Origin of the sequence: Arcicella lustrica (genome assembly GCF_034930985.1) — a bacterium.
In the GTDB taxonomy this organism is placed as follows: Bacteria; Bacteroidota; Bacteroidia; order Cytophagales; family Spirosomataceae; genus Arcicella; species Arcicella lustrica.
In genome coordinates this window covers 218,113-242,653 of the sequence record NZ_JAYGIM010000006.1, presented here as the reverse complement: position 1 = coordinate 242,653, position 24,541 = coordinate 218,113, and the positions used below count along the sequence as shown (strand labels likewise).

At 33.8% G+C, this 24,541-nt stretch carries 14 protein-coding genes; 8 read left to right on the top strand and 6 right to left on the bottom strand.

Features of this window, described 5'->3' with window-relative positions:
• Nucleotides 1-20: 20 nt before the first annotated feature.
• From VB798_RS08775 to VB798_RS08765, 3 genes are all read right to left on the bottom strand, one after another.
• Entirely contained in the window at nt 21-1,022 is a 1,002-nt protein-coding gene (locus tag VB798_RS08775; protein ID WP_323258019.1) for a 4-hydroxyproline epimerase, read from the bottom strand.
• Nucleotides 1,023-1,233: 211 nt separating this feature from the next.
• On the bottom strand, nt 1,234-2,151 hold the full coding sequence (locus VB798_RS08770) for a dihydrodipicolinate synthase family protein (protein ID WP_323258205.1): 918 nt from the start codon (nt 2,149-2,151) through the stop codon (nt 1,234-1,236).
• A gap of 292 nt (nt 2,152-2,443) precedes the next feature.
• Complete coding sequence (locus VB798_RS08765; RefSeq protein ID WP_323258017.1) at nt 2,444-4,813, bottom strand: beta-L-arabinofuranosidase domain-containing protein; 2,370 nt, start codon at nt 4,811-4,813, stop codon at nt 2,444-2,446.
• A 483-nt stretch (nt 4,814-5,296) separates the two neighbouring features.
• Here VB798_RS08765 and VB798_RS08760 point away from each other — a divergent pair, with 483 nt between their 5' ends.
• Complete coding sequence (locus VB798_RS08760; protein ID WP_323258015.1) at nt 5,297-9,439, top strand: hybrid sensor histidine kinase/response regulator; 4,143 nt, start codon at nt 5,297-5,299, stop codon at nt 9,437-9,439.
• Between the two features lie 63 nt (nt 9,440-9,502).
• On the opposite strand, the gene VB798_RS08755 is transcribed toward VB798_RS08760, so the two are convergent.
• Complete coding sequence (locus VB798_RS08755; protein ID WP_323258014.1) at nt 9,503-11,008, bottom strand: esterase/lipase family protein; 1,506 nt, start codon at nt 11,006-11,008, stop codon at nt 9,503-9,505.
• A gap of 233 nt (nt 11,009-11,241) precedes the next feature.
• Here VB798_RS08755 and VB798_RS08750 point away from each other — a divergent pair, with 233 nt between their 5' ends.
• Both VB798_RS08750 and VB798_RS08745 read left to right on the top strand, forming a co-directional pair.
• A complete protein-coding gene (locus VB798_RS08750) occupies nt 11,242-15,549 on the top strand; it encodes a T9SS type A sorting domain-containing protein (protein ID WP_323258012.1) in 4,308 nt (1,435 codons plus the stop codon).
• A 170-nt stretch (nt 15,550-15,719) separates the two neighbouring features.
• The gene (locus tag VB798_RS08745; RefSeq protein WP_323258010.1) at nt 15,720-17,492 is read left to right on the top strand and encodes a hypothetical protein; all 1,773 of its coding nucleotides are present in this window, start codon (nt 15,720-15,722) and stop codon (nt 17,490-17,492) included.
• Between the two features lie 70 nt (nt 17,493-17,562).
• On the opposite strand, the gene VB798_RS08740 is transcribed toward VB798_RS08745, so the two are convergent.
• Nucleotides 17,563-19,389, bottom strand: a complete 1,827-nt coding sequence (locus VB798_RS08740) for a sugar phosphate isomerase/epimerase and 4-hydroxyphenylpyruvate domain-containing protein (RefSeq protein WP_323258008.1) — start codon at nt 19,387-19,389, stop codon at nt 17,563-17,565.
• Entirely contained in the window at nt 19,386-20,399 is a 1,014-nt protein-coding gene (locus VB798_RS08735; RefSeq protein ID WP_323258005.1) for a zinc-dependent alcohol dehydrogenase, read from the bottom strand. The genes VB798_RS08740 and VB798_RS08735 overlap by 4 nt, the downstream gene beginning before the upstream one ends.
• A 315-nt stretch (nt 20,400-20,714) precedes the next feature.
• Here VB798_RS08735 and VB798_RS08730 point away from each other — a divergent pair, with 315 nt between their 5' ends.
• The 5 genes from VB798_RS08730 to VB798_RS08710 all read left to right on the top strand — a co-directional run bounded on the left by VB798_RS08730 (nt 20,715) and on the right by VB798_RS08710 (nt 24,536).
• A complete protein-coding gene (locus VB798_RS08730) occupies nt 20,715-21,620 on the top strand; it encodes an AraC family transcriptional regulator (RefSeq protein WP_323258004.1) in 906 nt (301 codons plus the stop codon).
• 24 nt (nt 21,621-21,644) lie between these two features.
• Entirely contained in the window at nt 21,645-22,940 is a 1,296-nt protein-coding gene (locus VB798_RS08725) for an MFS transporter (RefSeq protein WP_323258002.1), read from the top strand.
• Between the two features lie 118 nt (nt 22,941-23,058).
• Nucleotides 23,059-23,265: a helix-turn-helix transcriptional regulator gene (locus tag VB798_RS08720; protein ID WP_323258000.1), complete on the top strand. Its 207-nt coding sequence runs from the start codon at nt 23,059-23,061 to the stop codon at nt 23,263-23,265.
• Nucleotides 23,258-23,593: a HipA N-terminal domain-containing protein gene (locus VB798_RS08715; protein ID WP_323257998.1), complete on the top strand. Its 336-nt coding sequence runs from the start codon at nt 23,258-23,260 to the stop codon at nt 23,591-23,593. The genes VB798_RS08720 and VB798_RS08715 overlap by 8 nt, the downstream gene beginning before the upstream one ends.
• Nucleotides 23,583-24,536 (top strand): HipA domain-containing protein, encoded by a 954-nt coding sequence (locus tag VB798_RS08710; RefSeq protein WP_323257997.1) that lies wholly within the window; start codon nt 23,583-23,585, stop codon nt 24,534-24,536. The genes VB798_RS08715 and VB798_RS08710 overlap by 11 nt, the downstream gene beginning before the upstream one ends.
• Nucleotides 24,537-24,541 lie beyond the last annotated feature (5 nt).

Genomic DNA, 24,541 nt, shown 5'->3' with positions numbered 1-24,541 from the left:
GTTGTTGATGAATTGATTGCTTACAAAACTTGAAAACCAAAAGCATAAGGGTCGTCTTCGTCGTCTATATTAATAGTATTATAGCCGTAAATTCTAGCCCAACCTTCAATACTTGGTCTGATGGCTGGCTTGCCACCCACTGTAGTTTCCTCTTCAATACGACCAATGAATTTTGAGCCGATAATACTTTCATGAACAAAATTATCGCCCATTTTGAGCTTGCCTTTGGCATACCATTGCGCCATTCTTGCCGAAGTACCAGTGCCACAAGGCGAACGGTCTATGGCTTTATCGCCATAAAATACTGCATTTCTAGCGGTTGAACTTGGGTCAAGTACATCGCCAGTCCACAAAATATGAGAACAACCGTTAATGGTTTCGTTATCTGGATGAACAAAAGTATATTGTTCGTTGATGCGTTTACGCATTACTCTACTCCAACTAATTAATTGGTCGGCTGTGTAATGTTGTAAACCTTTGAAGTTTTCTTGGAAATCTACGATTGCATAAAAATTCCCACCATAAGAAACATCCACTGTTAAAGTTCCTAAATCTGGACATTCAACAGTAATATTTTCAGCAGCTAAAAAAGAAGCTACGTTAGTTAGTTTAACACTTTTAACTTTTTTGCCTTCTTGTTTATATTCAATCATCACCAAACCTGCTGGTGCTTCCATTCTGATAATACCTAGCGTTTTTGGGATAATTAGTCCTTCTTCAACAGCAATTGTGATAGTACCGATGGTGCCATGTCCGCACATTGGTAAACAGCCACTTGTTTCAATAAAGAGTACTGCAACATCATTTTCAGGAGAATGAGGTGGGAACAAAATGCTCCCACTCATCATATCATGTCCACGTGGTTCAAACATTAGCCCTTGTCTGATCCAATCATATTCTTTTAAAAAGTGCTGTCTTTTTTCACTCATGTTTTCTCCAATGAGTGTTGGTCCGCCGCCTGCTACTAATCTGACAGGGTTTCCACAAGTATGCGCATCAATGCAAAAGAATGTTTTTTTCAAAATAATTGTATGGTTAAGTAATCGAAATACTAAAGATTGTGTGCCATAAGCATTAAAGTTTGTTGATGAAGGTTACGTCTTTAAATAACTTATGGAGAATAATCGGGAAAACATTCTAGAACCCAGTGAAGGGTTCTAGAGATGTTGCAATAAATTATATATATGATTTGGTTTAAGAATTCTAATTTAAAAATACTCAACTCAATATAATCTAGTCAATCACAATTGATTTATAATCTGGCAAAGTTGGTCTTGTTGCAATTCCAGTATTGATAATATTCAAAATTGCTTCTCTTTCTTCACCAATTAAAGTAAGTCTTGGCGGTCTTACAGCCTCGCTTCCTAAACCAACTTGTGCTTCAGCCAATTTGATGTATTGAACCAATTTCGGATGAATATCCAATTCCAACAAAGGAATAAACCAACGATAAATACTTCTAGCTTCAGCCAATCTACCAGCTTTTACCAGTGTATAAATCGCAACCGTTTCTTCTGGGAAAGCACATACTAAACCTGCAACCCAACCATCTGCACCCATTACCAATTGTTCCATCGCAATGGTATCAACTCCGCAAAGAATACTGTAACGGTCGCCAAATAGGTTTCTCATACGAGTAACGTTGGTCAAATCACGAGTAGATTCTTTTACTGCTTGAATATTCTCGCAAACAACTAATTCAGAGAACATTGCTAAAGTTACTTCAATTTTATAATCTACAGGATTGTTGTAAATCATAATTGGTAATTTTGTAGAATTTGCAACTGCTTTGAAGTACTCTACCGTTTCACGATGGTCGGTTTTATAACGCATAGGAGGCAACATCATTAAGCCTTCTGCGCCCCATTCTTCTGCTAAACGAGCTAACTCAATAGCATCTTTAGTAGCTCCTTCTGCAATATTCAAAATTACTGGTACTTTGCCAGCCACTTTTTCTACAGTGAATTTTACCAAAGCACTTTTTTCTTCCAAACTCAATACGCTGGATTCCCCTAAAGTTCCACCCAAAATAATTCCGTGAACACCAGATTCTAACTGAAATTGTAAGTTCTTATCAAAAAGCTCGAAATCAAGCTCATCTTTTTCATTAAATTTTGTAGTAACCGCAGGGAATACTCCTTTCCAATTAATAGCCATAATTATCTTTATTTTTAATCAAAATTAGCTTAAAAACAGTGTGCATAAATTACCATTTTTAATCAATTATAGATTGATATTAACCTATTAAAAAGAGAATGGTTGTAATTGAGGTTAATAGCTTGAAGATAAATTATGAAGAAAGGATTTTGAGAAATTTTATTCATAAACTTGTAGCGAAAATCCCTTGCAGTTGCCGCTCCTTATTCTTGGATTTGGCAACCGCAAGGGATTTGACGCTACGGTTTCAATAATATTTAAGAATCTTATTAATTTCTCTCAAAAATCACTTCTCAACTTTAATAATTCTACAACCAAATACTCTTCCAGCGGTTCTGCCTGCATTGGCTAATATTTTTACTTCGATAGTACTTTTTCCTTGAAGAATTTCTGCTGGAATTGGATAAACAACATCAAAGAATTTTCCAGTAGTTCCACCTTTTAATTCTTGCGTTGCGATTTTTGTTCCGTCGATTACAATGTCAAAAAGTCTTCCTTTATCGTCGCCTAAATAAGTTAATAGCAAACTATTTTCTATGCTTGGATTTACTTTCATTTGAAATGAGAAAAATCCGCCAGCTCTTACTTCTCTTCCAGTTCTGCCCAAGGCGATGTCTGTATAAGACTGTTCGCTGGCTTTTAGTTGATGGTCACGTTCAGGTTGCATTTCTCCAATTCTGAAATTATCTATCGTCATTTCTTCAATCTTTTGTTGACGTTTTTTCTCTGCTTCATATTCCGCTTGGCGATTTTGCCAATCTGTATTGGTGAAAAAATCCCAATAAACACTGTAATGTTGCTGATAAGTTTGGTAGAATGGAATCAAAGTAGCATCAAAAGGTTTTCCAGTTTGTTCCATTTTAAAAGTCAAAGGCTGATTAGGAACAGGTTTTAACCAATTATTGATATTTTTATCGTCAGTCAACAATACTGGAGTTCCATAAATTGGGTCTGGTAAATCCTTGCCTAACTGTCCTGCCAAAACCAATGGTCCATATAAAAAAGCAATACGATTGGCATTATCAGGCATACTTTCGGTGTAAAGCGACATCGGGAAAGTAATCTCTACTTTATCATTATTTTTCCAAGTTCTGTTGATTACTAAGTAGCCCGTTTCGTCTTTTTCAATTTTTTGAAGTTTTCCATTTACAGCAATTTGTACTCCTTTGCTAGCCCACCAAGGCGAGCGTAAACGCATGGCAAAAGCTTTAGTCTTTTTAGTTTGGATACTCAAAGAAGTACTTTCACTGTTTGGATACGAAGTATTTTGCGTGATGGTGATGCCTTTTTCTTGCCAATCAAGTACCGAAGGGATGAATAAATTCACGAACAAACTTCCATCTGCCCCTTCATAATAAATGCTTTCGGTGTATTTAGCATGGTTTTCCATGCCACTTCCAACACAGCAAGTGAAGGTGTTGAAAGGCTCACTAAATTCTTTTTTAGTCCCCATTCTCAAGGGTACAAAATAGCACATCATCCCACTTTCCGGATTCTGAGATGCCAAGATGTGATTGTACAAAGCTCTTTCGTAATAATCACCAAGCTGACTGTTGGGTTGCCAAGTAAACAAATGTCTTGTCAGTTTTAGCATATTATAAGTATTACAAGTTTCGCAAGTATTGTCGCTGAGATGGTCGTTCAATTTGTGTGGCTCGGTACAATATTCATAATTACTGTTTCCGCCAATTACATAGCTGTGGTTATGCACCATAATATCCCAAAAGAAAGAAGCGATGGTTTTATCAGACTCATTGCCTGTTAATTCAAATTGGCGAGCGCTACCAATGGCTTTTGGAACATTGGTATTGGAATGTTTTCCAGCCATAGGGTCGATTTTTTTCGACAAAGGAACCATCACAAAATCGTCGTAGAATTTATATGACAAATCTAAATATTTCTTATTTCCAGTGATGGCATAAATATTCGCCAATACATCATTCATGCCTCCGTACTCACATTTTAGCATTTTTTGTAATAATTCAGGCGAAAGCGGATTGACCGTATTAGCTGTCCAATCTGCCATTCCCACAACGATTTTTAAGGCTTCTTGATTATCACAATACAAGTACGCATCAACCAAACCCGCCATTACTTTATGAACAGTGTACCAAGGACTCCAGCCTCCATTCAAATCGAAACCTCCAGATTTTATTTCTCCACGAGCTACTTTTGCAAACAAAGTATCTTCTTTAGGAATTGCCCCGACATAACCATTTTTTCTAGCTTTTTGGCATTTTCCAAGTTCTGTAACGATATAATCTGTACGATTTTTGAATTCAATATTTCCTGTAGAAACATACATCATCGCACAAGCCGAAAGATAATGTCCTAAAGTATGTCCCGAAAGTCCTTCGCTTTCCCAACCTCCGTAAACGTCTCCTTTGGTGGGTAAATTTGCATTTTTATAAAAGCGATGCAGTAAACGATTAGGTTCTACCGACAATAAATAAGCTGCATCTTTATCCATTGCATTTTTAAAAGGACTTCCTTCTAAAAGCTTTACATCTTTTAAATTAAAAGCAAAAGCCTTCAAATCAATCACAGATTTTACCTGAAAACGTTTGTCTGCTTTTTCAGGAATGTATGATTGTGCGAATAAAGTAGCATTGCAAAGCAAAAGAATTAGCAAGGTAAAAGCACAAGACCTTTTCATAAAATCGGGATTTTTAAAAATGATTATCGTCGATACAAAGGTGAAAATATTTATTGAGCAAGTCTTGGCTGTAATTAGTAAGAAGTAGCTAAATATTAGCCATAATTTTAGTAAACACACCTTATATTAGGCTAATAATTTTCTATTGAATTACGCTAAATTTTAATGCAAATGCTTTAGCAATATTTATTGAGAATACACTTGATATAAGTTGTTCTAATTAAGAAACCCGCCTTAATTAGTAAGCTTTAACTTAGGATGTTCTTTTATTTATTTATTGATAAAAAATAATAACAATCGAAAAACAGGATTTTTCAACTTTAAAAAGCATATTTTTTTATCTATCACACAAATGCTTCATATAATATTTCAATTAAATGTCATTTTTGGTGAAATATTTGCTATTTTTCCAATATATAATACAATTTTGGCAATTTGCTAATTGCTATTATAATTAAAAACTAAAAGTTTATTGTGTTAATTATGAGATATAAGCATATAATTTTATTCATTTTTATAGTACTTCAGCATACATTACTTTTTTCGCAAGAATTTAAACCAGTATTTAAGCGTATTTCTACCGAAGATGGTCTTTCACAAAGTCATGTGAGTGCCATATTAATGGGAAATAAAGGATTTATGTGGTTTGCAACTGACGAGGGGCTTAATAAGTATGACGGGTCTAAATTTACAATTTACAAACACACCAGAGGCGATAAGGAAAGTCTTAATGATAATTATATTTATGATTTGATAGAAGACCATGCGGGAAATCTGTGGGTTGGAACCCCTCTGGGTTTAGATAAATTCAATCGTGGAAAAGATATTTTTGAGCATTTTTTTAAAGAAGACTACCATGTAACTGTTCGGAAAATTTTTGAAGATAGTAAGAAAAGAATATGGCTTGGAACAACAACTGGCTTATATTTGATTGATGCTGAGAAAGGTACATACACTGTTATTAAGCATCAGGAAAAGAATAAAAATAGTCTTAGTTCCGATTTTATTTATAGCATTGCTGAAGACCAAACTGGAAATATTTGGATAGGTACTAAAGAAGGATTGAATAAGTATAATCCAGAACGGAAGTTGTTTTCGCATTATTTTCACGAAAATAATAATCCTAAAACCATTGGTTCAGATTGGGTAAATACAATCTTTGTTGATAGTAAACACACCCTTTGGGTAGGAACTTTAACAGGGGGGATTTCAAAATATAATCCACAAAATGATACATTTACAACATTTAAACACGATGTTAACAATCCAGAAAGTTTAGCCTATGATGATATACTTTCTTTTTTGGAGGATAAAAATGGAAATTTATGGGTTGGCACTGAAAACGGCGGAATCAGTATTTACAATCCGGAAACGAACAAATTTAAAACGATTGCTTTTGATATTAATAACCCAAATAGTTTAAGCAATAATTCCGTTTATTGCATGTATGAAGATAGAACTGGGAATATTTGGATTGGTACTTACTCGGGCGGAATTAATTTTTTGCCAAAGTATGGTAGCAAATTTAACGTGCTAAAACAGACTGTCGATAAAAATGGATTAAATAATAGTAGTGTATTGAGTGTTTTAGAACATGGAGACAACAAAATTTGGTTTGGTACAGATGGCGGTGGCTTGAACGTACTTGATAAAAACACCAATACTTTTACAGCTTATAAAAAGAATCCAGCTAACAAAAATAGCATCAATTCAAACTATGTTTTATCGGTGGTAGAAATAGATAAGGATTGGTTGGCTTTGGGATTTTTTATTGGCGGGTTCGATTTATTCAATACAAAAACGAAAGAATTTATTCATCATTTACCTAATCCGAAAGATAAAAATTCAGTATCGTCAAATAGTATTTTTACTATATTGAAAAGCCAAGATAATAATCTTTGGTTAGGTACTTGGACAGGCGGTTTGGGATATTATGATATTAAAAATAAGCAATTTACCAATTATTTACATGACCCAAAAAATCCTAAAAGTTTATGCAGTAATTATGTAAAAGCATTGTATGAAAACGGGAACGACGAACTTTGGGTAGGCACTGAAGACGGGCTTGACCTTTTTAATAAAAAGACTAAAATATTTACTCATTTTAGGGCTAATGCCAACAATTCTAATAGTTTATGCAATAATAATATTCAGACAATTGTAAAAGCTAAAGAGGGCTTTTTGTGGGTTGGAACAACAGATGGTTTGTGTTTGATGAATTTGAAGACAAAAACCTTTCAAACATTTACAGAAAATAATGGCTTGCCAAATGATTTTGTGAATGCAATTTTGAAGGATAAACAAGGAGTTTTTTGGATAAGTACCAATAAAGGAATCACCAGATATAATCCCAAAAATAATACTTTCAAGAATTTTAATACTTCTGATGGTTTGCAAGGGAACGAGTTCAAACCTAGGTCTGCTTGGCAAACTAAAGACGGTGAAATGTATTTTGGCGGTCCTAATGGTGTAAACTCATTTTATCCTGATAAAATTCAGTATAATACTTTTCTTCCGCCTGTGTTTATTACTGATTTTCAAATCTTTAATAAATCGGTTATTCCCGGAGAAAAGGATTCCCCACTTTCTACCCATATCAATTATACAAAAGAAATTGTATTAGATTACAAGCAATCGTTCTTTTCATTTGAATTTACGGCATTGAATTATATTCTGCCTCAAAAAAATGGTTATGCGTATAAACTAGAAGGTTTTGATCCTGGCTGGAATTATACGGGCAATCGTAACAGAGCATCATACACTAATCTTGACCCAGGGAAATATGTTTTCAGAGTGAAAGCCTCTAATAATGATGGCTTTTGGAATGAAGAAGGAAGTGCTATAAGTATCGAAATTTTACCTCCTTATTGGGCTACATGGTGGTTTAAAGCATTTATATTTTTGTTGGTAGTTTGCTTAGCAACTTCCTTTTATAAGTATAGAATGAATCGAATAAAAGCTCAAAATTTAAAACTTGAAAAAGAAGTAGAATTACGCACAGCACAGTTGTTAAAATCTACTGAAGAAGAACATAAAGCCAGAGAAGAAGCAGAAAGAGCCAATAAAGCTAAAAGTGTTTTTCTGGCAACAATGAGCCATGAAATCAGAACGCCACTAAACGGTATTATTGGTATGGCATCGTTATTAGAGGAAACACCTTTGAACGAAGAACAAAAAAGTTACTCTGATACCATTCATGCTTGTGGAGAAGGTTTGCTTACGGTTATTAATGATATTTTAGATTTTTCTAAAATTGAGTCGGGTAAGATGGAGCTTGATTTACATGATTTTAATCTTAGAAATTGTATTGAAGAAGTTTTGGACGTTTTTGCAGCCAAAGTAGCAAGTCTGAATCTGGATTTACTTTATTTGATAGAATGGAATGTGCCTGCTCAAATTGTTGGAGACAATCTTCGTTTACGTCAGGTTCTACTGAATTTAATTGGTAATGCGATAAAATTCACCAATAAAGGCGAAGTTTTTGTGAGAGTCTTTTTGGATGAAAGTAATGATAATGATGAAATAGTATTAGGTTTTGAAGTCAAAGATTCTGGGATTGGCATTCCACCAGATAAATTAGACAGACTTTTCAAACCTTTCTCACAGGTAGATTCTTCAACTACAAGAAGATACGGTGGTACAGGTTTGGGCTTAATTATTAGCGAAAAAATCGTTAATTTAATGGGTGGTGCTATTCGAGTAGAAAGTACTGTTGGGAAGGGTACAACCTTCAAATTTGAAATCAAAACAAAAGTTAGTTCAGCGAAACTCACTACTTTCCCTTTTAACCTTGAAGTATTAAAAGATAAAAAGGTATTGGTGGTAGATGATAACAATACCAATTTGTCTATCTTGAAAGGACAATTAGAGCATTGGAATATGCAGGCTACTTTATTTTCTTGTCCGAAAGAAGCCATTGCTTTGATAAAGACAAACGAAAATTTTGATTTGGTCATTACTGACATGCAAATGCCTGATATTGATGGAATTTCTTTTGCTTTGGCTGTTAAAAGACAAAGACCTAATATCCCCATTATTTTACTAAGTTCCGTTTCTGATACTTTCTATAAAGAGTTTCCCGATTTATTCAGGTCTGTCTTGATGAAGCCCGTTAAACAGCATATTCTTTGTAAAAGTATTCATGATAATTTACTTAGGAGCGAGCAAACCAAAATGGTGGATAAACCAGCACCGACTGCCCAAACGCAGAAATTGCAAAGCGATTTTGCCTTGCATTATCCGATGAAGATTTTAATTGCTGAAGATTATGTAATGAACCAAAAATTAGCGTTGAAAGTACTAAGCAAACTGGGTTTTGAAGCAGATTTGGCTGAAAATGGACTAGAAGTACTTGAAGCATTCGAGAAAAAGCATTACGATTTGATACTAATGGATATGCAAATGCCTGAAATGGATGGAATAGAAGCAACGATATTACTTCGTTCAAAACCTATTCAGCAACCTGTGATAATAGCTATGACAGCTAATACTTTAGCTGAAAATAGAGAAGAGTGCAAAGCTGCTGGAATGGACGATTATATCAGTAAACCTATCAATCTTGATTTTTTGGTGAGTGTGCTAGAAAAATGGGGGAAAAAAATTAAAGAAAGACATGAAGTTTCGTAAAGGATAAATTCCTAGCTTGAAAGCTTTAATTTTTATAGCTTTCAAGCTAGGGAAAAGATGAAATTACTTTTCTGGTAAAATTTCATTTCCCGGTTTTATATGCTTGAAGTCGCCATCATTAGGCAAATCATTCATCGGATTCATGCGGAAAACTTCTTTACTCACAATTCTTTGAAGCACAATTTCTACCAAAGTGGTACTATTGGGTTTTAATACATAATCAAACATGGTTTGGTCGGCTTTGATTTCGCAAGGAGCATAATAGACAAAACCTTCTGAGGGACGTGGGATGATTTTTAACCCTAATTTATCAATCCCTTTTTGTTTAGGACGAACATCTTTTTTGCCATCTTTTATTGCTGCTATTCCTTTTAAAATATCGTAATTGAGGTAATAAGTAATGTTTTCAGGATTGTTTTTATTTTTTTGACGGTCTTGGAAAAAGCCTTCGGGTAAATGGTTAGGGTCGTTGGCATCTCCTGCTGAAATAATTAAATCAAAATCTCTAACAGAATTCCCTTCGGTATCAATTACTCTAAAAATTACCATGCAATATTGGTCATGAATAAAATAACGTTTTGAAGTAAAAAAACTTGAAACAGTTTCCAATTGTTCTTCTTTCAAAACCTCTTTGGTTTCTCTTTCAAATTGTTTGTAAAGTTTATCATAATCAGCTTTTGTTTTTACTTTGATACAATCCAAAATAGCCTTCAATGTCTCTTGACTTTCAGTTTGGTCATTTTCTTGAACGCTATTCATAATACCCATTTCGTCACCAGAATGCGATTTACCTTTGATGATTCTTAGAGGTGTTTTGGGGGATTGTCTATAATCTGCAATTTCAAAATCAGCAGTTTTAATAGGTCTTTCATTCGTTGGATAAGGCTGTTTTAATTTCACATAGCTACTCTGTAAATTAGCCGCTGCAACACGCACAACGCCATCAGAACCTAATTCTCCAGTATAAGCATTGAGATTATCATAAAGTTTACGGTCAATCGATTGACCGATAATTTCAAATGGGAAAACGTTTTCAGGTTTAATCTCCTTTTCATCAGATTTAATCCAGCTTTTATTCAGTTCCCAAGCATCAAAACTTCCTAGTTCTAGCCAATCTAATACACCTTGTCCGGGTTCGACGCCACTGAACCAAGCTTTCAATCGACCAACTCTTCCTTTTCCTAATTGGGCAAGTGCCGAACCAAAGTTGGCAGGAGCAAGCATAATTAAGTGACTCATCGGGCAGGGAAGTTTTTTCTTAGTAAAAAATCTTTCCCACCAATCACGTACCACAGGTCCACCCGTAGAGTGAGTAATACAAACAAACCTTTCGCCAGCAGTAATTTCAGCATCCAGTTTTTCAATAACAGCTGTTTGAAGAGCCTTAGAAATATCATTGAGGCGTACTTCATCATGAAAACTAATGTACTGTCCCAAAAAGATTTCCTCTACCTGAATATCAAAGCCATTGGCTTTGGCTTCATTGTGTAAACGAATCGGTAATTCGCCATAAGTATCAAGATTTGAGACACTCCAGCCGTGTACAAAAACAACAATTAATTTAGACATAGTAAATGATGATTTAGAAATTATTAAGATAAATATTGGACTTAAACGGAAGAACCAAAGATAGAGAGAAAGCATAAAAATATGCTTTAAAAGGCTTCAATTTTTATTAAACGGTAAGCCATTTAAAAGTGATAATTACCATTAGATAAAGTATTGCTAATAAGTTGGGATATTAGCAATAATTGAAATATTTTTGTCCACATTTTTTATAACTCTATCATCAATATCGTTCTATGTTACGAAAACTACAATTATTACTACTCCTGATGTTCTTCACTTTTGTTTTGAAAGGGCAAAGTATTGAAATTGGTAAAATTATTGGCGAATCAGGTTTGAGTGTTTGCTTAGGTAAAAAAATATATGTTGCTTATACCAAAACAGGAACTTACAACCAAAATAATTTATTCAAAATACAACTGAAACCTGCTTATTCGAATTCTTGGGTAGATGTTTTAACGAAAGACTCTTCAGGTTATTTAGTTGGAATTTTACCTAGTGATGTTCATAATATTTCAAATGGCTATAGTAATTATGCGAGCTTCAGAATTATCAGTTCTTCTCCAGAAGTGAGTAGTGGCATAGAGTTCTACGTAAATATTTATTTACCTGCTGACATTGAATTGATAAACCTTTCTAAAAAAACTTTACTCCCATACGAACCAGTATCATTAAGCGTAAAATATGCTGGGACATTACCAATTAAAATATTGACTAGTGATAGCATGTCTGTTGAGGTTTTAAATGGAGATAATAACATTTATAATACGTTAGTCTCAGTAACTAAATCTGTGAGTTACAGTGTTCTAAATGCCAGTAATGTCTGTGGAATAGGAAAAAGCTCTGGCAAGATTGATATTAAGGTAATAGAAAGTGGTTTGAAAATTCTTGGATATACACAAGAGCAAATTTGTAAAAATAGTAAGATAGGATTGAAAGTACAGAAAATAGGTAAATGGAGTACAGGAAATAACTTTAGAATAAGATTAGTAAAAGAAGACGAACGCTCTAAATTTTATGAATTAGATGCAACTGAGAAAGATGATATTATCACTGCAACAATTGGGACAGATGTATTAAAAGGAAATTATATTATAAAAGTAATAAGCGATAATGGTATTGAATCAGACTATTTTATTAAGCCACTAGCAATTCATGACGAAACAAATGTAGAATTAGTGACAGAAAGCACATCTATGAATTATGGAGAAACACAAATGCTATCAGTTATCGCAAAAGGATATGGTATCCGATCAATAGAATTGAGTGATGGGCAGATTTATGATACTTATTTTTCTAATGATGATAGTCAGACTATCAATTTCTATGTTTCTCCTTCAGTTTCGACGCAGTATTTCATCAAATCATATACTTCTTTATGTGGAAATAGTACGGGTAAGAACAAAATGATTGTAACTATTAAAGAAGGAATTAAGACTGGAACATTGAAATATGGGCAGTATTGTGAAGGGTCTAGTTGTGAAGTAACATTTTCTACTAATGTTTTAATACCAGTAGGAAATACTGTTAAGGTCAGATTGAGAAATAGTTTTTTTGAATACAAAGATGTTGAAGGTAAAGTAGTACGAGAAAATGTTGCATCTTTTATAGTACCTTCAAATTTTGTTGTGAATACAATGACTAATAATGAAGTTTATGCAAGTGTTTCAACCGAAAATTTAACAAGTACAAATTTCAGTCCTAATTATATCAGTATAATACTTATCCCTTCAGCTAGTATTGTTGATGCTTTTAGTAGTTTAAACATCAATATAGAACAGCCTCAAGCTTTGTACCTTCATTCAACATTGACAGGCGGAGCTCCTTATGAAATAGTCTTTAATGATAGTTTAGTGCATCGATTTGAGAGCTTCTCAAATGAAATGGTATCTTACGCAACCTTAGAACCCTTTGTATTGAAATCGGGTAAAGTTTTTATTACTTCTGTGAAAAATATGTGTGGAACAAGTTATCCACCGACATCAGAATATAAAAACATAAAAATGCTAAGTGATGAATATGCTATTCGGATTGATTCAAAAAAACAATTAGCTGTTGAAGTTTGTGCAGGAGCGAAGATAGATTTGTCAGTTTTGATTAAAGGAAAATATAAAGACGATAATCAGTTTTTAGTAGAAATATTTGGAAGAACCGTAAATGGTTATAGTGAATTAGGAACAATTGCAGTAGGTGAAAGGCAAGTCGTAATCCCTGAAAATCTACCAAGTGGTGTATATAATCTTAGAGTTTCGTCAAGTAATCCTGTAACTAAAAGTAATTTATTGATTCTAACTGTTAATGCTTTGCCAACGGCTAAATTATATACTTATAAAACTACTCCAGTGAATTCTGGTGAAACAGTTACGATTATGTTGGAATCTAGCGGTGATGGAACGCAGATAATTACTTACAATGATGGAACCGTAGAAACATCTTATGGAACAAGTTCTGTTAAGTGGAAAAAACTTTTCAACACAACTACGTTCGGTATAAAATCAATTAGTAATGGTTGTGGCGTTGGTACGGTTTTAAGTAAAGATTTTACTATTCAAGTAATGCCGTATGCAATCAATAATAAAATTGCCATCAATAGTGTTGAAAACATTCAATGTTTGACTGATAAAATATTTGTTCCTTTTGAATTAAAAGGCAAAGTACCATTTGGAGAGACATTTTCTGTACAAATATCAAAGAGTATTGATACTGTTTATACAACGTTACAATCGGGTATTACCGTAAGTCCAGCACATGTAAGTTTGCCAAGTAATTTTTCATCTGGGAAATATAATATTCGGATTGTGAACAATGATAAATCTATCAAATCTGAAGAAAGCACGATAAGCTATCATACAGTTCCTAGTATGACTTTGCAGCTATCAGATGGAAAATCAGAGATTGAGATGTCTGAAGGTAAGCCAATCCTTTTGACATCAAAAACTGGTCGAGATTATACCAATACAATGTCAGGGGAATATACAATTGTGGATGATAACAATATAAGAACGTTAGGTTCTTTTTATTATAACTATTTTGAAGAATATAAATACCCTACAGAATCGACGACTTATAGATTGAACTCAGTTGTAAATGATTGTGGGATAGGAACTGCTTCCGGAAGTGTAAAGGTTTTGATTAAACCTATCTTATCAATGAATATTAAGGGCTTTATATATGGAAATAATATTAGTACTTGCATAGGCACTTCAATGGATGTTGACTTAAATTCTAAAGGTACTTTTGGCAATAACAACATTTTTAAGGTGTTTGCAATTGATAAAAATAATACTAAGATAGAATTGCTAAGTGTTCCAAAGAACGATATATACAAAATAACTTTTGGGAATGAATTCAAAAAAGGAGTTTACAGATTACAGTTGGAAAGTACTAATCCTGTCTTGAGTAAAGAAATTTCAATCATTAGCTTAACCACTAAATTAGACATTACTTTAACAGGTTCTGCAACAATTAATCCTGAATTTCAAGGATTATTATTCTTGAGAAAAAATAATGATACTTATTTACCAGAGAATACTTCTTACAACGAAGTTATCAATTATGAAATGACAAATGGACAAATGGGAAGTGTAGAGGTTAATTATGCAAATCCTCTACCTTTAATTTACGTAAAGCCCAATAAAACAGAGATATACACACTAAAGTCTGTTAGTAATGCTTGTGGAGTTGGTAAAGCGAGCGGTTCAGCTACGATTACAGTAAATCCTTATTCAGAGAAACAAGTATATACTTTTAATGTGACAAATTCTACACTTTGTGCAGGTACTGACTTTTATGTTTCCTTCAGTATCCAAGGAACATTTTCTGCTAGTAATAAATTTACAATTCAACTGTCTGACGATATAGGTAATAATTTCAAAAATCTTGAAACAACTGGAACTTTAAGCCCTCTAAAAGCTAAATTACCTGCTGATTTAGTACCAAATATAGGTTATAAAATTAGGGTAGTAGCTAGTGATCCTAATACAACAAATACAACTACAACATTCCCAATAAGAATCTTAGAAGGTATTACCGCACGTTTTGATAGCAGTTCATATTATTTCTCTGAGAGTAAACCTGTTTCAATTGGTATTAAGTTTACAGGAACGCCACCTTTTAATTTTACATTAGGTAGTGATGAAGTAAATGCAAAACTAATTACTTCCACTGTAAATGATTATACGCTAACAATCAATCCAACAGCTAATACTGTTTATCGTCTATTTTCTGTGAATAACAATGTCTGTGGAACAGGAACAGTTTTAAGTCCTTCAACCGTAAGAATTGAACTGATTACTGGAACGGATGAATTGGGTAAAATGGGTATCAATATTTTCCCGAATCCAGCTTCTGATGTATTAAATATTGAATGTAGTGATAAAGAATTGGATGTTCAATTAATAGATTTTGTTGGGAAAGTCATCCAAGAGCAGACATTAAGAGGAGTACAAAAACAAGTAGATTTATCGAAAATACCATCTGGGACATACTTTTTACATATTCAAAAAGATGGCAGAAGGGCTACTTTTAAAGTGCTGAAACAATAATTTTCGTTTAAATACTTTATTCTTATTAATTCTGAGGTCGGTAGAAATACCGACCTCTTTTTTGTTGAAAAGGCTTCTGTCCTGATTCAACCTAACTGTAATCAGTATATATCAAGCTGTCTTCTCTTTTGTAAAAAAGACTAATAAATCATTCATTTTACTTCATAACAATGGGAAATATTACAAGAAAATCCTTTTTACAACAATGCTTTGGTTTGGGTACTTTGGCACTTTTATCGCCAATGATTAGCCATGCTCAATACATAAATATTGCTGAAGAAAACTTTTATCAACAAATCGTTCAAGCTAATAATAAAGAAGTTGCAAGATTATTAACTGTATTTTCAACAGATATTACAGAAATTAAAAGACGTTTAGGCTTTGATTTAGCCAATTTAGCCGCCGCTTATTGTGAAGCAAAATCGGATTATTATCAAAAAGAGGAGTTGGTTGGAGCAATGACAAAAATTATCTGTTTCCTCAAGAAAGCACAGCAAGAAGATGGTACGCTCAACTTGGGGAATTTAGCGTCTCCTCCTGATACAGCTTTTATTTTAGACCCTCTTTGCGTTGCAACTACGCTACTAAAACATAACGCTTCGCCTGTTTTAACAGAATTACTTTCTTTGTTGAAAGAGTTTATTTTAAAAGCAGGAGAATCTTTGAGATTGGGTGGAATTCACACACCAAACCACCGTTGGGTAGTGTCTGCTGCTTTGGCTCAGATTAATGCTTTGTATCCTAATAAAGCCTACGTGGCTCGTATTGATGAATGGCTTTCTGAAAATATTTATATCGATAGCGACGGACATTTCTTGGAAAGAAGTATGATTTATTCGGAAGTAACAGATAGATGTTTGATTACGATGGCTCGTTTACTGAAACGTCCGAAATTATTGGAACCAGTTCGTAAAAATCTTAATTTAACCTATTTTTACATGGAACCGAATGGCGATTTAGTGACGACAGATTCAAGGCGACAAGACCAATTCATGACGATTAATGCCTTGCCTTTTTATCATGACTATCGTTACTTGGCAATTCATGATAATAATGCAGAGTATGCAGCGATTACCAAGTTTATCGAAAAAGTAAAAGGCTTCGATGAAAAAATCATGGTTGATTTACTCCCTTTTTTCTTGGAAGAACCGCTGTATTTAAAGCCACTCCCTGCAATTCAAAATCCTTCTGTGCATTTTGAGAAATTCTTTAAAACAACCAATCTGGTGAGAATTCGCCGAAATGATATGACAAGTACAATTTCTGGTGGAGCAGATTTTCCGATAGTCATTGCTTCTGGAAGATCAACCAATCCGAATTTATTTACTTTTAGAAAAGGTGAAGCCATTCTAAAATATATGCGTTTTTCAACGGATTTTTTCAGTACAGGCTATTTCAGAAGTAATGGAATTACGCATAAAGATGGCAAGTATATTTTGCATCAAAGCATTGAAGCACCTTATTATCAGCCTTTACCGAAGCAATTCAAAAAAGCGAATGGTGATTATAAACATGCGCCAAGTACCGATGGTAGATTTTGGAATAAAATGGATTTTGCACATCGACCTCAAAGTAATGTTAAAACCATTGATACTTCTATCAGCATTGAAGAAAAAAATGGCGTTCATGAATTAACATTTAGTTCAAAAGGAAGTGAAGGCGTATCGGTAACGATTGAATTATGTTTCAAAGAAGGTGGAAAATTGTCTGGTGTAAAAGAAATTGAAAATTCGCCCAATAATTACTTTTTTGAAGGAGAAACAGCAAGCTATGATTTCGGAAAAGACAGTATTCATTTTGACAGTGGAATCAAAAAACATTCAAAAATTAAAGGATTAGAAGGCGAAATGTACAGTTCGCATTTTGGTAGTTTAAAAATGGATGGAATGTTTGTGTATTTAACGGGCATCACGCCATTTGAACATAAAATGACGATTCGTTAAGTTGAAAATCCTACTTACTTTGAAGGGTTTTCCCTTCAAAGTAAGTATTAAAGATGACTAGAATATTGAATTAAATTTTTACTCTATCTCTTTCCTGTGCTGCTAATCTGATTTGAGCATTGATTTCTCCATATCTTTCATACATTCCTTTTCTTTGCACGACTTCAAAAAATAAACCGTTCAATTCTTTAAAGTAAAAATGGAAAAATTCACCGTCGGCTTGTCGGTCATAAAGAATATTGTATTCTTCCATTTGCTTTAGAAGTTCATCGGATAATTGTGTTTTGGCTTTTAAATCTTCATAATAATTGCTTGGAATCGGAAGTATTAACGATTTATCAAGAATTGATTGAGCCGTTTTGAAAATATCGTTACTTTCAAATGCAATTTGTTGAATACCAGCACCTTTTTGTCGAGTGAATTGCTGTGTTGAAGTTCCTTGACTCAGCGTAGAACTCAATGGTATTCTGATATTCCCAGTCTCATTTTTAGCGACACGACTGTAAACAATTCCACGTGGGTCAAGAATTTCGATAGATTCTTCTACTTTTAAACCAAGAAATGCACGATAAAAAAGTGTATTCGATTGATAATATTCTGCTCCAACCGAATGACCTAAATGGTCAATTTTAAGAATACCGTTAGACGCTATACTTTGTTTTTTAATCTCAAATTCTTCCGATAAAAAATCATCATTCCCTTCAATAAAATCATAATTCAAATCACCAATTCCTTTGACAGAAAGTAACGATTTATTTGGCTCTTGCTGATTTCCCCATTGCCATTTGTATCGCAATTCTTCAGCCCATTTTTGAAATAAAGTATTATTACTTGTCTGAAAACCAATAGACCAAATTGAATTAGGAGAAAATTGTTGAACGCTTTCTGTTCGATTAACGATGATATTCACTTTCCCCAATTGATATAAATTAGCATCTTTACTTGTATGTTTTCCAGTTTCAACAAAACCAATTGCTTCAAGAATATGAATCAAAGCTGTCTGTTTTTCAGCAGAAGTAGCAAATTCAATCCATTCTAATTTTTGTAATTGTTGCCTTGACACACTTTCATTTAGCGTATTATTGCTGTTACTTGTCATTTTTTCTAACCAAATCAAAGACCTTTTTCCATCCAAAGCCACTGGCTCGATAAGTGAAGACCGAAATTCATCACTAAAGATTTCGTGTGATAAATAACTATCATAGCCCGTCGCTTTAACGGCATTTAGAAATTCAACAACTGGATACGAACCTTGTCCGGGAAAACAACGATAATGCCTGCCCAAGTGCATAGCACCCATATCGTATTTTGGGGCATCTGCTACTTGTACCATCGTAAATTTCTCTTTGGGAATGGTATAAATATCTTCAAAAGTTGAACCCAAAACTGAGATATGAAAATTATCTAAAATATTACCAAGGTTTGGATGATTAGCCCGACGAACAATTTCTACCGATTGATGATAAGTATTGACAAATCTGCCCCACGAAAGTGCTTCGTAACCAATTTCAAAATCGTGTTGTTTGGCTAATTCTGCAATATCAAAAAGGTCTTCAGCAGCTTTATCAAGATGATTGATAGTATGAATGGAAGTATTAGAACAAATAAATAATTTTTTAGTCCCCAAGCGGTGCATCAACTCAAATTTATGCTTGGCTCTCTCCAAATTCCTCGACTTAAATGGTTCTGGCATGGCTTCATAATCTCTAAAAGGTTGAAGCCCGACAAGTTCTAAGTTCAAGTCTTTCAGCATTTTTCTTAATTCTTCTGGTTTTACATTCGAAGCCAGAAGGTCATTTTCAAAAAGTTCGACGCCGTCATATTGTGCTTTGGCGATAGCTTTTATTTTTTCTGGAAGTGTGCCAGAAAGAGAAACTGTTGCGATGGAATGTTTCATACAGTTATTACAATTTTACTTTCATTTCCCTGTGCTGCTCTTTCCAAAGCTGCACTAATATTTGAAAGTGGCTCATAACTTGAAATAATCATACTCGGTTGAATAATTTTTGAGGCAATCAATTGAATGACTCTTTTAAAATCAAAAGGATGATCGTAAATAATAGAAGGAACAATTGTGATGCCTTCACGGGCAATTTTTAAAGGACGAAAAGTAGCATTTTTTTCAGACAAACCGACCAATACAATCTCAGAACCACGAGGAGCCGCATCCGTTGCCAGAGATGCTGTAAAGGGAGAACCTGCACATTCAAATACAGCACAAACATCATTTTCTAACCAAATTTTTTCTAAAACCTGACTTTGTTCTTCCAGATTACCAGTTGCTACCGCAGGAATAGCACCCATTTCAACTGCTTTATTCAGTTTTTCTTGATTGATTTCTGTAACAAATACTTTATAGCCTAATCTTAATGCCAAATGTGTTAGAAGTAAACCGATAGCCCCTGAACCAAGAATGGCGATAGTATCGCCAGGTTTAGCTTTTGAAGTCATTAAGGCATGATAGGCTACCGCTGTGGGTTCAATGGTTACAGCATCAGCATCTGAAATTTCTGATGGTATTTCCCAACCAAAATTAGCTGGAATCACTACATATTCAGCAAAACAACCCGCTTCATTGATGCCAAGAATTCTTTTATTTATGCAAATATTTCCATGTCCTGACATACAGTGCTTGCATTTAAAACATGGAAAATTAGGTTCAATCACTACTTTTTCTCCGATATTTCTACCTTCAACACCTTCTCCAATTTTATCAATAATACCAACGCCTTCATGACCGATAATGGTTGCTTTGTCTAATTTTCTATGTCCTAAAAAAAGATGAACATCAGAGCCACAAATACCTATTTGATTTAACTTAATGCGTATTTCACCGTATTTTGGTTCTGGAACTTCTTGTTCTAAAAGCCTTATATCATTGGGGTTAACTAAAAAAGCGCCTTTCATGGTCTGTGTTTTTAATGTTTATAAAGAATGTACAAAGCTGAAAATTTTAAAGAATACTCATGATAAAATGGGTGGAAAATGCCATACTATTTCAAAAAAGTACCAATGATATTGTTCGCAAAAAATGCTCAAATCAACCAATGTGATAGTTTTTGTGGTTTTTATAGTACTTTCGAAACTTTTAATGGTACATTCGAACCATTTATTATTATTTTGTCACTCCTCATTTAGCTTTGTGAAGTCCAATAAAATATTCGTAATTTACTATATTTATTTTAAGACAATCAATAAGTTTATTCATGATTGAATACAGCGATGAAATCTGAAATCAAAAATTTTGGCATATATGGCAAAGATGCAGACACTATTTCTGAGGATTTAATCCATTTGGTTTCGATAGATTCAAGTTGTCGAAAACATAATTGGATGATTAATCCGCATTTTCATAGCCAATTATATCAGTTTTTCTTCATAGAATCTGGTTCAGGAGTGTGTTTGTTGAATGATAAATCGAAGACTTTTGAAGGTGTTCATTTGATTATTGTTCCAGAAAATACCTTGCATGGTTTTCAATTCAAAGAAGACATCAAAGGCTATACTTTATCGGTTTCTTCTCGTATCATCGAAAAAATTACTGATAGCGATAAAGAGTTGTTTTTTGAAGTGAACAAAGCTCGGATGATTAACATGAATAATCATTTTGAAGAATTTAATGATGCGATGGATTCTATCAGAAGGATGAATCAAGAGCTTTCGATGAATGCAGCGAAAACACACCTCTTTTTAGAAACTATTCTGCTTTTACTTTTTGTGAAAATTTTTAGGTTCAGAATTGATAAAAGTAAAGACTATTTAGCCGCAACCAAAGAATTGGTGTATTACAGGAATTTCATGAAAATGATAAAATCTGAAATCCCAACCAACAAAAGTATAGAACATTATACCAAAGCGATTGGCATCAGTAAAACGCATTTGAATCGGGTTTGCCAAGCCATTACAGGAAAACCAACGAAGCAAGTCATTTGTGATTTTTTACTCTCAGAATCAATGGTTTTGATGACGCATACTGATAAAACGGTTTCGGAAATTGCTTATCAATTAGAGTTTAAAGATGTAAGTTATTTTTGCCGTTTTTTCAAAAAACAAACTGGTTATACGCCTGCTCAGTTCAGGATTGATAGCCGAAATAATATCAATCAAAAAATACTTTATAACTATTAAGTAGCCCTAAATATCTGTAAAACAATGAATGAAATTAAAAAAGCGATTAATACGAGTGAAATGACAGCCTTTCAAATATTAATGGTTGCTATTTGTTTTATCCTTAATATGAATGACGGAATTGATGTATTAGTCGTATCGTTTTCAGGTTCAGAAATTACCAAAGAATGGGATTTAAGTAAAACCCAAATGGGCTATATTTTTAGTAGCGGATTGGCTGGAATGACTTTAGGGGCATTTTTATTAGCCCCTTTTGCTGATAAAATTGGTAGAAGAAAAGTATTTATTATTTCAATGCTACTGATTACCAGCGGGATGCTATTGGTTTTTATGAGTAAAGAATATTGGCAAATTTTATCTTTGAGATTACTTACAGGCATCGGCATAGGTGGAATTTTACCAACAATGGCTGCAACGGCTTCTGAATTTTCGAATAATAAACACAGAGATTTTAATGTAGGTTTGGTACAAGCTGGTTGGCCGATTGGGGCAATTCTTACGGGTTTCTTTTGTGCTTGGGCAATTCCACAATTTGGTTGGCGATTTGCCTTTCTTTTTGCAGGAATTATTTCTTTTCTGATGTTGATTGGCGTGGTTGTGTTTATGAAAGACAGTCTCGATTTTCTCTTGAATAAACAACCGAAAAATGCTTTAAAAAAAGTGAATATTTTATTGGAAAACATGAATCAATCCACGATTGATTCATTGCCTACAGTAGCAAAAACTAGTTCAAAAGGTTCTGTAATGTCACTTTTTGAACCAGAATATAAACGAGATACTTTTTTACTTTGGCTGGCTATTTCTTTTGGATTTTTAACATTATATACTTTAATGAGCTGGGTTCCACAGATTGCGAAAGATGCTGGATTAGCTTTTCAAATGGCAACGAATGTAGGAATTGCCTTGAATGTTGGTGCAGCTTTAGGAACTGTTTCGATGGGATTTGTCGCCAAGAAATTGGGTTTACAAAAAACAATTTTACTATTTATGATTACTGCTTTTGTAGTGATGGTAATCTACGGAAACTTTAAATTATCAACTTTGCTGATTTTTACCTTTATTTTTCTGATTGGAGTATTCGTACAAGGCGGTTTTAATGGAATGTATCCGACTATTTCAAGAGTGTATCCAGCAGCAGTACGCACGACGGGCGTAGGGTTTGCCATTGGTGTCGGTAGAATTGGAGCGATTTTAGGACCAACCATTTTTGGGATTTTATCGGATGCAGGTTTTTCAAAGTCATCACTCTTTATCATTTTCTCTGTGCCACTTTTAGTTACGGGCTTTGCAGTTTGGAGTTTAAAATCTAAGAATTTATAAATTTTACAAGTATTTTATACCTTTTAGGGTATAATGTCAGGATTAATCGTATTTTTATACCCTAAAAGGTATAATTGTCAAAATTAAATGATAATTATACCTTTTAGGGTATAATTTTATGAAGATAGCGCCATATATTAAAGAAAAACGTAAGCGATTAGGCTTAACGCAAACTGATCTTGCAGAAAAAGCAGGTGTTGGACTTCGTTTTGTGCGAGATTTAGAACAAGGCAAAGCGACTTTGCGACTCGATAAAGTGAATCAAATCTTAGAACTTTTTGGGAGTGAAGTTGGTGTGATTAGAAAGGAGGTAGTCGATGAATAGGACTGGAAATGTTTTTTATCAAGATGATTTAGCAGGAATTATTACTGAAAATGAAGAAGGTTATTACTTTCAGTATGATGATTTGTATCTAAAAAAAGAGAATCCACAAGCTATTTCCTTGACGATGCCAATAAGACAGGAAATCTATTTCAGTAAGACGCTATTCCCTTTTTTTGATGGGCTTATTCCAGAAGGTTGGCTGTTAAACATTGCCGTTGAAAACTGGAAATTGAACCAAAGAGACCGAATGGGTTTACTGTTATCTGTTTGTGGCGATTGCATCGGTGCAGTAAGTGTTAAAGCGCTAAATCTGGGAAATGATGAATAAATGTTTGTATTGCTATCAACCTTTATTGGAGGGAGAAATTGATTTTCATACAAAATGCTCAAAGAAGTTTTTTGGCGTAAATAATCCTCCGACATTGTCTTTTGGTAAAAAAGATTTGAAAGTAATGGCACAGCAAATCATCGTTAAAAGCATTGCTGTGACAGGCGTACAAGCGAAACTTTCTTTAGACATTGAGAAAATCGACAGTAAACACAGTAGATTGACTGTCGTTGGTTTGTGGGGAAATTATATTTTAAAGCCCCCAACAGAAGCTTACGAACAATTGCCAGAAAATGAAGATTTAACCATGAAATTGGCACGTTTATGTGGCATCAAAACCGCAGAACATTCATTAATTCGTTTGGAATCAGGAGAATTGGCGTACTTGACCAAAAGATTTGACAGAACTAAAAAAGAAAAAAGACACGTAGAAGACCTTTGTCAGCTTACAGAAACCCTTACAGAACATAAGTACAGGTCTTCAATGGAAAAAGTTGGTAAGACCATCAAAAAATTTAGTTCAAATGCAGGGTTTGATATTATATCATTTTTTGAATTGAGTATTTTCTGTTTTTTAACAGGTAATGCAGATATGCACTTGAAGAACTTTTCTTTACTTCATACTCAATCAGGAGAAATACAATTTGCCCCAGTTTATGATTTAGTTTCAACAAAATTGGTGATGCCACAAGATTTAGAAGAAATGGCTTTAACAGTAAATGGAAGAAAGAATCGCTTAAAAAGAGAAGATTTTGATGTTTTAGCTTCAACATTAGGAATCAACGAAAAAGTAAAAAACAATGTCTATAAAAGATTTTCCGATAAGATTATACCAATGCAAACACTCATTGATGAAAGTTTCTTGGGCGAAGAAATGAAAGAAACATATAAAACATTGATACAAACCAAAGGCGAACGATTGGATTTCCTAACAAAAGAATAGGGCGA